The organism is Algoriphagus zhangzhouensis, assembly GCF_900148515.1.
Taxonomy (GTDB): domain Bacteria; phylum Bacteroidota; class Bacteroidia; order Cytophagales; family Cyclobacteriaceae; genus Algoriphagus; species Algoriphagus zhangzhouensis.
Genome location: NZ_FRXN01000001.1, coordinates 89,861 through 103,362, shown reverse-complemented (window position 1 = coordinate 103,362; position 13,502 = coordinate 89,861). Strand labels below are relative to the sequence as shown.

Genomic DNA, 13,502 nt, shown 5'->3' with positions numbered 1-13,502 from the left:
TATATGATTTTAGGTGTGTAAATGGTTCAAAATTTTCGCTGCAAATATAGGAACTTCGAAGCGAAATAGATAACCAGACAAATGTTCAAAACGCTGGTTTATCCTTATTTAAAACCATTTTAGACTATTTTAATTCCATTCAAAAAAAGAAAAATACAACCACAACTAAAAATGTAAAGCCCGCTAAAAATAACCAACCAGTGTATCTCAGTAATTCTCTGGCACTTAAGCCAGTGATCGCTAATAGCGGCAAGGCCCAAAATGGCTGTAATAGGTTCGAAATTTGATCTCCATAGGCAAAAACCAAAATCATTTTACCAGAATCTAAATTTAGGTTTTTTGCAACCTCCATGATGATTGGACCCTGAACGGCCCATTGACCTCCTCCCGATGGAACCATCAAATTGACAATCGCAGAAGATGTCAAAGCCAAAAAAGGAAACACATCCCCATTGGTGGTATTGAGAAAAAACTGAGAAACAGACCCCAAAAGCCCTGAATAAGTAACCAATCCAAGAATTCCGGCATAAAAAGGAAATTGAATAAAAATATCTACTGAATTTTTTAACCCTTCCAATGTGGCCTTCGTGAATTGGCTCAGGTTTCTGTAAATAATCAAGACGAGAGCAAAAAGAATGAAATTCATCCAGTTCAAATTGACATACTCTAAACCAAAGCCTTCATCCCCAATAAAAAATTGAACTACGACAGCTAGGATCATCGCAATGCCAACCATCAACCCTGCAAATCCAGATTTCCCTGGAGCAATTGGTGACAATTCTTTGGAATTGATTATCACCTCATTTGGAAGGTTCTTTTTCGACAATAGGTAAAGTGTCAACATAAAAACAAGAAGCAGTCCAGCAGTAACAATCAAATTGAAGTTTGTGAAAATTGTTTGGTCCACTGAAATGATTCCAATAGAACTTTCTAAAAAATGTCCCTCTTCGGCAACTTTCAATGGAGCCGATCCCGAAAGTCCTCCATGCCAAACGGCCATCCCCAAATATCCGGCAGCACCTAATAAGGCTGGATGAACCATCACTCCTTTTTCCTGCATTGCCTTAGAAACAAATCTGGCCAGAAGGGCACCTACAATCAAACCAAATCCCCAATTGAACAAGCCCGAAACCATGGTAATTACCCCAACAAACAAGACTGCGGAAACTTTACTATTCGGAGCAGAAGATATCTTTTTCAAAAATTGATGAATTGGTTTAAATACCGCTAAGGCATATCCAAAGACTAAAATCATCATCATCTGCAAGGTAAAATCAAGCAGACCAAAAAAACCATCTTTCCAAAAGCCCAATGATAAGACTAGTCCTTCTACGATAGTTTTGCCTTCTTTATTTAAGTGTATAATGGCTATAAAAAAACAGAATAGAGTTAGAAACAGGACTATATCAAATGGTGTAACTGAATATTTATTTGATTTTTTCGAATCCAAGCCAAGATGATTTAAAACTTTTAAAATATTGACGTAATATTATACTTCAATCCCTTTAACTAATCATAATATAAATACCTGTAAAGGTATTTCAACTAAAAAATGGAGATTTTATCTAATCCATTTTCAGCTACGCTGGTGATTTCCAGCTTATTAATCGGTGCACTTTCATTTTATATCGCTTATATGCTAAGCGATTCTACAAGATGGATTGCAGTCACCATGATTTTAGTTTGCATTTGGGGCTTTTTTTATGGATTAGAGCTTAGTAGTACCACTCATGATCAAATGCTCTTTTGGATTGATTATGAGTATATTGGAATAAGTTTTATGCCAGCTGCCTGGTTGGTATTTTCATTACAATACACTGGCTATAAAAAATGGCAATCACCATTAATTTTAGTTGCCATATTCCTAATTCCTATTTTAACTTTTTTAGCGGTCATAACAAACGATTTCCATCACCTTCATTATTTACATACGGAGGTAAATACCACAAGCCCGTTCCCAATTTTAAGTATTGAAGTAGGGCCATGGTATTACATACATACGGCATATAGTTATATAGCTTTCGTGACTGGAACATTGATATTATGGAAGAGATTTAGGTTTGCAGACCCTATTTTCAGAACTCAAACCAAACTATTGATTATTGCGGGATTCTTCCCATTGATATTAAATGTCCTATATCAACTCCATATAATTAAGCCCTTTGACGGTATTGACCTCACTCCTTTTTCATTTTTATTAACCTACTTACTACTCGGATTTGCCATCCTGAGATATAGTCTATTTAGCCTTAAACCGATTGCTCAAAATCGAATAATGGAAGCCTTGAATAGAGGAGTATTGGTCATAGATGCCAGACAAAAAATAGTAGACTTCAATCCGGCTCTAAAAAACTTTGTCAAGCAACCTGAAAAAATATCAATTGGAGTATCGGTAAAGAATTTATTTGAAGAAAATCAGGAGATTTTAGATTTAATAAATAGAAAAAAAGAAAGTAGCATTACTATCTCGATTCCAAAAGATCCCGAAGATCAAATCATCAAAGTAGATCTGATCCAAATGGATGTAAATAAGTCTGGAGTATATGGAGAGATTTTACTTTTTGATGATCAAACCGAGCAATTCAAAATAAATAAGAGATTGCGGGAACAAAAGAAAGATCTGGAGCAACTTAATGACCTCAAAGACAAGTTCTTTTCTATTATTTCTCATGATCTAAAAGGACCTATTTTTGGAGTCAAAGAGTTGATTTACATGACTCAAACTGGATTGATCAGTGAAGAAGAGTTTATGGAATTACTTCCAGAACTATCCAAAAACATGGAACAGGTTGCCATATTATTACAAAATCTATTGGCATGGGCTAGTTCGCAAATTCGGGGTGAGCAACTGAACATTGAAAACTTCGAAATCAATCATCTTTTGCAACAACAGCAAAAGCTATTGTTGAGAATTTCTCAGGAAAAAAACATTCAAATCGAGATTGACTCCGAGGAAGATTTATGGGTGTCAGCAGATAAAAACATGATTGATTTAGTTCTTAGAAATCTGATCAATAATGCTATCAAATTTTCGAAAACAGGGGAAAAAGTACTTTTAAGCACTAGTCTATCGGGAAACAGAATAAAAATCTGCGTCGAAGATTCAGGAACAGGAATCAGTCCAGAAAACTTGAAGAAAATTCAAGAGGGCACTTCTTTTACCACCAGGGGCCAGAATAACGAAAGTGGAACTGGTCTTGGGCTTGTCTTAGTCAAGGACTATGTAGATAAGAATAATGGGAAGTTGAGCATTACCTCTGAAATGGGTAAAGGGTCCAAATTTTGCCTTGAGCTACCCAAAGGAAGCCCAGAAACTATTTAAAGCTTACTCAAGAAATCTAAAGTATCAACTCCATCTGCATAATCCCAAGGTTCTGGAGATTGAGCTTTACCAAAAGCAACAGCCCCCTCCCATTTTTCAGGATTAGCTACCACACATTGAATTTTTGACTCTAGGGAATCAAGTTTTTCTTTGAGCTCTTGCTCCGAGGAATAAAGCTCGTAATAAACCACAGCAATAGGAGAAACCAATTCCTGACTTTCTTTCAAAATCAAAAAGCCATTATCCAAGTGTTTCTCAGTATTTACCAAATAAATGGATTTATTGTATTCGTAATTGTTATGGAACTTATGCAATGAAACTTGATCAGAAAAACTGTTCAAAGCATCAAGCAATCGAGTCAACTCTTCCTCTGATTTGACATAGATTTTGGAAACATTTCTACAGCCCAATCCAAAATAAGTGAAGATATCTACACCTAGTTTTTTTAAAGTCTCCTCATCTTCTGATCCATCCAAAATAGCCACAGAAGTTCTATTTTGACGGATAATAGAAGGATACTTCCCAAAATAATAATTGAAATATCTAGCAGAATTATCAGATCCAGTTGCTATATAGGCATCTTTTCCTTTCAACATTTCTGGCGTTTCAATCAGCTTTTCAAAGCCAGGCTCAATCTCTATCAACTGGCCAATCAGCCATTTCATCAAAACCTCATCAGCTGAACTCAATTTTGCACTCAATTTATGACCAGATAATAGGACTGTCATCATATCATGAAACCCTACTGCCGGAATATTTCCTGCCATCAAGACTCCAACATTTTTTGAATCTGATGTATTCTCTAATGAATAGCCAGATAGCCATTTTTTTAATTTATCCTCTTGCAACATAAAGCCCAACCCTTCAAATGCATTTTCACAGCTTTGAGGAGTAAACCAATTATTTTTATTTCCTGCTCTTCGGAAAAGATCCTCCTTTTCAAAAGTGTCCAAATTTTGAATTCTTTTTCCAAGAGCAACAAAGGCATTAATTCGTGCATTCAAATCAATCATGCTGCAAATTTATCAGATTCAGGCGGATGAGTCTAAGAATTATTTTAAATTAGTTAGTATGACAACTTTTTATTGTCGGTCTTGGTTATGCTTATTACTTTTGAACAAACTTTTGAGTTATGGCTATAATGATTACAGACGAATGCATCAACTGTGGTGCATGCGAACCAGAATGTCCAAATACTGCAATCTATGAAGGTGGCGTAGAATGGACTTGGGGTGGAGGTACATCTTTGAAAGAAGTGACTTTGGAAGACGGAACAGTAGTAAGTGCTACAGAGAAACAAGATCCTGTTTCAGATGAGTTTTACTACATCGTTACCGATAAATGTACTGAGTGTAACGGATTTCATGAAGAACCACAATGTGCTGCAGTTTGCCCAGTAGACTGCTGTGTGGATGACCCTGACCACCCTGAAACTGAAGAGCAATTACTTGCTAAAAAGGCATTTATGCATGGTGAATAAAAGGCGGCCTAACCGCCTTTTATTTTGTTTTCTTTGGCTGTTTTTAAGCTTCTCATAATAATTCTGGTATTTTTTTAAAAATATTCTAATATCTATTTGATTTCTAGAATTGAATTATGCTATCTTAGTTTTGAAAAAATTACCCCTATAAACTAAAACTTATACGCATTGTGGAAGATCGAAGAGGTTATGATAGAGATGAGATATTTTCTAAAAAGGTAAAAGCCGGAAAGAGAACTTATTTTTTTGATATCAAGTCTACTCGTGCTAATGATTACTATCTAACCATTACCGAGAGCAAAAGAAAAGTTAATGGAGATAACTTTACATACGAGAAGCATAAAATATTCTTGTATAAGGAGGATTTCTTCAAATTTGTAGAAGCTCTGAATGAATCTGTTGATCATGTAAAAACCGAATTGATGCCGGATTTTGACTTTGAGCAATATGAAAATGAAGATTCAGAAAACGAATACAGAGACGAATTGAAATGGGAATAGAAATGCCCAAGCGGATATTTTTTCCCGCATTGTAATACTTATATTAGAGGAGGCTTTGGCCTCCTTTTTATTTATCAATGATGCAACGGTTTTTCATATACCCAATTTTAATTCTAGCCGCCCTTTTCCTTTTCGGGTGGTACTTTTCCAATATTACAGCCTACTTGATCCTTTCCTTGATCCTGGCTGCTCTACTAAGACCGCTTACCAATAAACTAAATGATTTTCATGTTTTAGGACAGCACATCCCACGCTGGACAGCTATTCTGGTTTCATACTCAGCAATCATTTTATTATTAGTACTTCTAAGTCTATTATTTTTCCCATTGATCAACAATCAAATCAATATTTTAAGTGGTTTGGATCTAGAAGGGATTTATGAGCAGATCAAAGTACCCGTAGGCAGATTTGAAAACTGGCTTCATAAATACCAATTGGTAGATTCAAAGCCCGGTCATTTATTTGAGGAAATCAAATCCTCCTTTATTCAGATGATTGCTGGGATTGATTTTGGGAACATCATCAGTCAAATCATTAATACCGCGAGTACGGTTTTTATCGGTTTGATGGCAGTAGCTTTCATCACCTTTTTCTTATTGTTGGAAAATGGCCTTTTGAGAAGAAACTTGCTAAACTTGATTCCAAACCCCTACTTCGAGCTTTCTGTAGCCACATTTACCAAAGTGGAAAAACTCCTATCCAATTATCTCACGGGGTTATTTCTTCAAATCTTAGCAATATTTTCAATTGCTAGCCTTGGACTAACAATCATGGGAGTTGAATATGCATTAACCATTGCCTTATTTGCTGCAATTGCCAATTTGATTCCCTATGCTGGTCCAATCCTTGGGGCTACATTTGGGATTATCGTGGGAATTTCAACAGGGAATTTCGCAGATAGTGATGCAATCACATTCCTATTAATTAAGATTTTGGCAGTTTTTGGAGTAGTTCAAATGACAGATAATATCCTTTTACAGCCCTTGATTTTTTCTAAATCTGTAAAAGCGCATCCCCTTGAAATATTTGTTGTTATCTTTGCGGGTGCAAAAATCGCCGGCGTATTAGGGATGATCTTTGCAATCCCGGTTTATACCATATTTAGAGTGTCCATCATGGAGTTCTATCAGGGGTATAAATCCTATAGAATATTTAAAATAAAATCTTGAATTAATGGCCTTACAATGTGGCATCGTAGGACTTCCAAATGTAGGAAAGTCCACTTTGTTCAATGCGCTTTCCAGCGCCAAAGCTGAAGCAGCAAACTTCCCCTTTTGTACTATTGAACCTAATGTTGGAGTTGTTACTGTTCCTGATAGAAGACTTCAGATCCTAGAAGAACTTGTCAACCCTCAGAAGGTACTCCCTACTGTCATCGAGTTTGTTGACATTGCCGGCCTGGTAAAAGGCGCATCCAAAGGAGAAGGATTAGGAAATAAATTCTTGGCTAATATCCGAGAGGTTGACGCGATTATCCATGTAATCAGATGTTTTGAAGATGACAACATTGTTCACGTTGCTGGAAGTGTCGATCCTATTTTTGACAAAGAAGTAATTGATACGGAGCTTCAGTTGAAAGACTTGGAGTCAGTAGAAAAGAAAATCCAACGGATCGAGAAAATCGCAAAATCTGGTGATGCAAAAGCCAAAAAAGAACTTGAAACTCTCACCGCATTTAAAGAAGGATTAAAGTCTGGATTGAATGCAAGAGCGGTAGATGTAGAAAAAGAAGATTTGGAAGCAGTTAGAGATTTACATCTTTTAACCATCAAGCCAGTTCTTTACGTAGCCAACGTGGATGAAAGCAGCATCCAAACAGGCAATAAATACGTAGATCAATTAAAGGAAAAAGTAAAAGAGGAAAATGCTGAAGTCATTTTACTCTGTGCAGCTATTGAATCTCAAATCGCAGAATTCGATGATCCTGAGGAAAAGGAATTATTCTTAGGAGAATATGGTTTGGAAGAAAGCGGTTTGAACAGGCTGATATCTGCCGCCTACTCCCTACTCGACTTAATCACCTATTTCACAGCGGGGGTACAGGAAGTAAGAGCTTGGACTATCAAAAAAGGATGGAAGGCACCGCAAGCGGCAGGGGTAATTCACACCGATTTCGAACGTGGATTTATCAAAGCTGAGGTCATCAAATTAGCGGATTACCAACAATTCAAGACCGAGGCCGGATGTAGAGAAAATGGAAAAATTGCGATAGAAGGGAAAGAATATATTGTAAAAGACGGAGATATTATGCATTTTAGATTTAACGTTTAACGTTTTTTCAAAAATATATGTAATTTTGTCGCTACTTATCATCCCAAGTTACGTTATCTATTTTCCTTAATTATTGTCTCATAATTTTTAATAACCGTGAGAGTTAGACTAATATTTTCATTAAAAAACAAAGGTTCCTATCTACCTTTTCATCACCAGTATATCCTTGCTCAATTCCTTAAGGGATTGATCGTCAAGGGTGGTAGAGAGGAATTCTTCAACTACAACTACTTCAACTTTTCAGGCCTGAAAGGTCAGACAAAAGTGAGTAGAAGCGGTTTGCATTATTATTCCAGTTTAGTCACCCTAGTTCTGGCTTCCCAAAGTGAGGAGTTCATGGACTATCTATTGGAACAAGTATTTGCTACTCCAAAAATTGAGTTGGGGAACCTTATCCTTTCGCCGGAATACACCGAAATCGAGGAGGAACCGACCCTGGAAACTTCAAACAAGTTTGTTTGTATTTCTCCATTGGTATTGATCACTCCTGCCTTCAATGAAGAAGCAGGAAAAAGATTCATCAGCCCAGACAGTGATGAATTCTCAGATTTGCTTTACGAATCGACCCTGACCAGAATGGAAAGATCCGGCTGGTACACTCCTGAGCAAATGGAAAGTTTCTACAAATTCCAAGTTGTCCCTGATATGGTTTATGTAAATAAACTAAAAGAGCAACAAAAGAAATTTGCTAGAATCTATGCCGTTTACGACATGGACGTGAAATATGAAGTAAGAGGATATACGCTTCCATTTACTTTATATGCTGCACCAGAGGTTCAAGATTTCGTATTTAAATGCGGATTGGGAGCATTTACTCATAAAGGCTTTGGTATGCTGGATTTGGCTAACCATCCTGCAGGTAACAGAACTACAACTTACAAATTCAAAAGAGAAGGGTTTGTACCTTACAGACCAACTGAGCGAGTAAGACAAAATGTAGCTCCTGCTGAAGGTGGCGAAGAATCCACAGAAAGTTCAGAAGACTAAAAAATCAAATCCCTGATTCACATCAGGGATTTTTTTTGTCCATTTTTTCAATATTTCGCGATAGGCATATCTTAATCGACGAGGGAGATTGTATCTTGGCAAAGCCATATCTTGAGATAATTAAGATAGCCCTGCGGGCAGATAAATTAAGATAGCTAAAGCAGATAAAGATAAATCTCGCCAAAGATTTATCTCAATCGACAAAGGAGGTTGTATCTTGGCAAAGCCAATCTTGAGATAATTAAGATAGCCCTACGGGCAGATAAATTAAGATAGCTAAAGCAGATAAAGATATATCTCGCCGAAGGCATATTTCAATCGACGAAGGAGATTGTATTTCAGCGAAGCTGTATCTCTTTTAATTTAAAGTCTCCTTCTATTGGGATGGAGATAAATATATCCAACCAACTGATCATATCTGGAACCTAATGCCCTGAAATAAACCAGCACTTCATATTCATTTTCAGTTTCAAAATATGCACCTTCGAAAGGTAAGGTTTCAAAAACGCCATTTTCCTGAACTCCATACTGATAGTCATACCAGCCTTGCTTTAATAGCAAAGTCGATTCATAGACTTTCAAATCTTTATTCCAAGTCAATTTTGCTTCCGGTGAATTTCCCCAAGATGTCATGCTCCCCAATAAATAGATAGGAGTACTCTGTTCAGGAATAGCCAACCGGAAAGTAGTCAGCATGTATTCGCTTTCTATTTCAGGATCTCCCCCTGGCCTATCATTGGTATAGACGATGTACTGCCCATTTAAATCCAAATATTGAGAATAGGATTCTTGAGGCCTAGGGGTATCAATTTTGGCAGTGGCATAGATCACATCATCCTGAACATCAACAGCAGCTACGTTCATCCCGGTTGCTCTCATAAAACGGAGATCCACAAACCGGAACTCATTTCCTGCATTGAAAGTATTCGATCCATCAAAACTTTCAAATCGCATCATTTTGGTAGACTCATTGATAAAGGTCGGAGCCTGAAGGTATTTAGCATTATCCCAGCGCTGATTTTGACGAAGAATAACCTTGACTTGATTTTGAGGATTCATGACTTCTCCTTTCGAATAGTTAACTACCACATTGATCTGTTGACCATCTTTCCGCTGAGAAGTTTGAGACGGAGGTACAATAGAAGCTCCGACAGCAAACAGCTCTTCATACACCATAAATCGTTTGGTCAATATTACTTCATCTTCATTTCTATCTGAAAAAACTTTCAATACATAATTTCCAGATTTGGTGACTTTGGGAACCTGAAAAAAGTAATGGATATAAGGAATTCTTGTATTGACCGAATAATCAAAATCCTGCACATTGAATTCATTGAAAGCATTCAGAAAATCATTATCCTTCAATTGTGACTTCTCCCAATTGGCATCACAATGAATGAGCTTGGCGGTGTATAATGAAGGATCGTAGGCTATATCATCAAAATACAACATTAGTGGTCGCGAATCTGAAATAGAAACCACCGGGGCATCCAATTGACTGTCATACTCTGCTCCAACAGGAAAAAGTCGAACAGATTGAATATGGTCTCTATAAACTTGATCCTTGATTTGAGAAAATGAAAAAGTCGGGATCAGGCTTATTAAAAAAAGCCATGAGATTTTTTTAAAATTCAGCATGGCTTAAAATAGGCAAAATGAGGACCAATTTGAAAGAAAATTAATTGAGTAGTTCTTGCAGTTCAGAAATTTGATCTACCAAAGCTTCCCAATCCGAGTTTTTTTGATCCAATTCAGTTTTTACTTTTTGATACTGATCTTGAATTTGGGAGGATTTCTTTTCATCAGAATACAAATCAGGGTCAGCTAATTCACTTTCCAGTTCTCCCTGTTTACTTTCTAGCTTTTCAACCTCCTTTTCAATTTGCTCTAGTTGATATTCCAACTTCTTTAAATCCTTTTTGGCTTGCTGAACTTCAGGATCATGAGGAGATCTTGGTTTTTTCTCCTCTTTTTTAGCGGGTTTCTCTTCAACTTTAGTCTCTTGCTGAACCTGATTGGCTCTCCAAATTTCATATTCTGCATAAGTACCAGGATATTCTTTGATCTGATGATCCTCGATATACCAGATTTTGTTGGCTACCCCTTTGATAAAATGCCTGTCGTGAGAAACGGTGATGAAAGTCCCTTCATATTGCTGAAGTGCCTGAATCAAAATATTCACTGACTGAAAGTCCAAGTGGTTGGTCGGTTCATCGAGCAAAAGAAAGTTGGCTTCAGAAATCAAGGTTTTGGCCAAGGCTACTCTGGACTTCTCCCCTCCTGACAATACTTTGATCTTTTTGAACACATCATCGTTGGTAAACAGAAAACAGCCCAAGACATTTCTCAATTCAGTCTCGGTTTTTCCACTTCCTGACTGCCCCATTTCTTGGATGATCTCATTATCCAAAGTCAAGGCCTCTAGCTGATGCTGAGCAAAGAAAGATTTGATCACATTATGACCTTCCGATCTTTTTCCTGATATCTTTTCAGAGCCATCAATAATTCTCAACAGTGTCGATTTCCCTTTTCCATTGGCTCCAATCAAAGCAATTTTATCTCCTCTTTCGATTCTGGCTGTGGTATTTTCCAAAATTTTCAAATCTCCGTAAGATTTCCCCACATGATCCAACACCACTACATCTCTCCCTGATTTTTGGGAAAAAGTAAACTTGAAATTCACAGAAACCTGATCATCCACAACTTCATGTACACGATCCATTCTATCCAATGCCTTGATTCGGGACTGAACTTGATTGGATTTGGAAGCCTTAGCACGGAATCGCTCAATAAATCGCTCGGTTTGCTTAATCATCTGCTGCTGATTCTCATAGGCATTTTGCTGGATCTCCATTCTCTCTTTTCTTTCATGCTTGTAGAAAGAGTAATTCCCCGCATAAACTGTCAGCGTATGATTAGCTACCTCCACGGTAGTTGAAATACAATTATCCAAAAATGTCTGATCGTGAGAAACCACAATCACAGCACCTTCATAGGTTTTTAGATAGTTTTCCACCCATTGGATAGACGGAAGATCCAAGTGGTTGGTAGGTTCATCAAGCATCAATAAGGATGGCTTTTCCAAAAGTAATTTTGCCAGCATTACACGCATTCTCCAACCACCTGAAAAAGTCTTCAATGGTTTCTGAAGATCTTGAGTCTTAAACCCAATACCTTCCAACACTTCCTCAGCCTTTGCTTTGATGGTATATCCCTCGTTTGCTTCAAACTGATCCTGCAAACGTGCCAGACGATTGATGATTTCCTCGGAATGATCAGTTTCCATTTGTCTTAAGACCTCATCGATTTGATCCTGAAGAGCCAAAGTCTCTTTGAATGCTTCCAAAGCGACATTCAAAATACTGTCATCAGACTGATAAGAAAGTAAATCCTGGTTCAAAAAGCCGATAGTACAATCCTTAGCCTTTTGAACCTCGCCACTTGAAGGCTGATAATCTCCACTGATGATTTTAAGTAAGGTTGATTTTCCTGTACCATTTTGACCAACCAAACCAATTTTGTCTTTAGGTTTGATATGAAGGTTGGCATTTTCGTACAAGGCTCTACCGCCTATGAAATAGGAAAGATTAGAAATCGAAAGCATGGGGCAAAAATAAGGAAACAACCGTTTATTGAGGGCCCATTTAAAAACATTCTCAAAAAGAATTAACTTCGAATACTTAACACATAAACCAATGAAATCACTCTATAAATCAACCTTAGTCTTAGCTATGACTTTGGGAAGCTTAAGTGTAAGCTGTCAGCAAAAAGGAAAACTCACTCCTATTCCGACCACAGATTCTCCAGAACGAATCTCAATATCCTCTGCAAAAGCAGATGTTCAATTAGATAAGTTGACACTACCTGAAGGGTTTAAAATTGATGTATGGGCGGCGGACCTGCCAAGTGCAAGATCCCTTGCTATTTCTGATAAAGGGATCATTTTTGTCGGAAACAGAAGAGAAAACAATGTTTTCGCAGTTGTCGATGAAGATGCAGATGGAAAGGCAGATTATAAATACATCATCGGAGAAGATCTTAATATGCCCAATGGAGTAGCCTTCAAAGACGGAGATTTATATGTGGCTGAAATCAATAGAATTCTCAGATTCAAGGATATAGAAAACAATTTAGAAAATCCTACCTATGAAGTGGTCTATGATGGATATCCAACAGAAACCCATCACGGATGGAAATTTATAGATTTTGGACCGGATGGAATGCTATATGTTCCGGTTGGCGCACCTTGTAATATTTGTAAAGAAGAAAATGAAATCTTTGCTTCAATCACCCGATTGGATGTCAGCAAACCCAACCCTACTCCCGAGGTATATGCACATGGCGTAAGAAATTCAGTGGGTTTTGACTGGAATCCCAAAACAGGGCACCTATGGTTCACAGATAATGGAAGAGATATGTTGGGAGATGATGTTCCTGATTGCGAATTGAATTTGGCAACAGAAGCTGGCCAGCATTTCGGATACCCTTATTGGCATGCAGGAACTGTGAAAGATCCTGAATTTGGTGATAAAGGAAAGGCTTCCAGTGAGTATGTTGCTCCTGCGGAAAAAATGGAGGCTCATGTAGCTCCATTAGGAATTAAATTCTACGATGGATCCATGTTCCCTTCCTCTTATGATAATAGAGCCTTTATTGCAAAACACGGATCTTGGAATAGAAGCAAAAAATCTGGCTATCAAGTGGTGACAGTTTCGATGGATGATAATGAAAAGGTCACAATACAAGAAGTTTTTATTTCAGGCTGGTTGGATGATGCTACACAGGATGTTTGGGGAAGACCAGTTGCTTTACAAGAACTCCCTGATGGTAGTTTATTGATATCAGATGATATGGCTGGTTGTATTTACCGTGTTACTTATTCGAAATAACAGAAATTCACCATTTAAAAAATTGGCCTTGGGATCTCTCAGGGCTATTTTTT

General features: G+C 37.4%; 11 protein-coding genes. 7 read left to right on the top strand and 4 right to left on the bottom strand.

The window, feature by feature from the left end; all coding sequences use genetic code 11:
* Positions 1-139 precede the first annotated feature (139 nt).
* On the bottom strand, positions 140-1,450 hold the full coding sequence (locus BUF13_RS00395) for a TIGR00366 family protein (protein ID WP_073569781.1): 1,311 nt from the start codon (positions 1,448-1,450) through the stop codon (positions 140-142).
* Between the two features lie 102 nt (positions 1,451-1,552).
* Here BUF13_RS00395 and BUF13_RS00390 point away from each other — a divergent pair, with 102 nt between their 5' ends.
* The gene (locus BUF13_RS00390) at positions 1,553-3,322 is read left to right on the top strand and encodes a sensor histidine kinase (protein ID WP_073569780.1); all 1,770 of its coding nucleotides are present in this window, start codon (positions 1,553-1,555) and stop codon (positions 3,320-3,322) included.
* Here the strand turns inward: BUF13_RS00390 and BUF13_RS00385 are convergent.
* Positions 3,319-4,335, bottom strand: coding sequence for an acyl-CoA reductase (locus BUF13_RS00385; RefSeq protein WP_073569779.1), 1,017 nt, complete (start codon positions 4,333-4,335; stop codon positions 3,319-3,321). The two genes, BUF13_RS00390 and BUF13_RS00385, sit on opposite strands and share 4 nt — an antisense overlap.
* 119 nt (positions 4,336-4,454) lie before the next feature.
* Here BUF13_RS00385 and BUF13_RS00380 point away from each other — a divergent pair, with 119 nt between their 5' ends.
* The 5 genes from BUF13_RS00380 to cas6 all read left to right on the top strand — a co-directional run bounded on the left by BUF13_RS00380 (position 4,455) and on the right by cas6 (position 8,560).
* Positions 4,455-4,802 (top strand): 4Fe-4S binding protein, encoded by a 348-nt coding sequence (locus tag BUF13_RS00380; RefSeq protein ID WP_073569778.1) that lies wholly within the window; start codon positions 4,455-4,457, stop codon positions 4,800-4,802.
* Positions 4,803-4,972: 170 nt separating this feature from the next.
* Positions 4,973-5,302 (top strand): DUF3276 family protein, encoded by a 330-nt coding sequence (locus BUF13_RS00375; protein ID WP_073569777.1) that lies wholly within the window; start codon positions 4,973-4,975, stop codon positions 5,300-5,302.
* A gap of 80 nt (positions 5,303-5,382) precedes the next feature.
* Positions 5,383-6,471 (top strand): AI-2E family transporter, encoded by a 1,089-nt coding sequence (locus tag BUF13_RS00370; protein WP_073569776.1) that lies wholly within the window; start codon positions 5,383-5,385, stop codon positions 6,469-6,471.
* A 4-nt stretch (positions 6,472-6,475) separates the two neighbouring features.
* Positions 6,476-7,573: a redox-regulated ATPase YchF gene (gene ychF / locus BUF13_RS00365; protein ID WP_073569775.1), complete on the top strand. Its 1,098-nt coding sequence runs from the start codon at positions 6,476-6,478 to the stop codon at positions 7,571-7,573.
* A 96-nt stretch (positions 7,574-7,669) separates the two neighbouring features.
* Positions 7,670-8,560 carry a CRISPR-associated endoribonuclease Cas6 gene (gene cas6, locus BUF13_RS00360; protein WP_073569774.1) on the top strand — a complete coding sequence of 297 codons (891 nt, stop codon included), beginning with the start codon at positions 7,670-7,672 and terminating at the stop codon, positions 8,558-8,560.
* A gap of 363 nt (positions 8,561-8,923) precedes the next feature.
* On the opposite strand, the gene BUF13_RS00355 is transcribed toward cas6, so the two are convergent.
* Positions 8,924-10,198 (bottom strand): type IX secretion system plug protein, encoded by a 1,275-nt coding sequence (locus BUF13_RS00355; RefSeq protein WP_073569773.1) that lies wholly within the window; start codon positions 10,196-10,198, stop codon positions 8,924-8,926.
* Positions 10,199-10,238: 40 nt separating this feature from the next.
* Positions 10,239-12,164 carry an ABC-F family ATP-binding cassette domain-containing protein gene (locus BUF13_RS00350; RefSeq protein WP_073569772.1) on the bottom strand — a complete coding sequence of 642 codons (1,926 nt, stop codon included), beginning with the start codon at positions 12,162-12,164 and terminating at the stop codon, positions 10,239-10,241.
* A gap of 91 nt (positions 12,165-12,255) precedes the next feature.
* Between BUF13_RS00350 and BUF13_RS00345 the strand changes: the two genes are divergently transcribed.
* Positions 12,256-13,449 (top strand): PQQ-dependent sugar dehydrogenase, encoded by a 1,194-nt coding sequence (locus BUF13_RS00345; RefSeq protein WP_083586325.1) that lies wholly within the window; start codon positions 12,256-12,258, stop codon positions 13,447-13,449.
* The last annotated feature ends 53 nt before the right edge of the window (positions 13,450-13,502 follow it).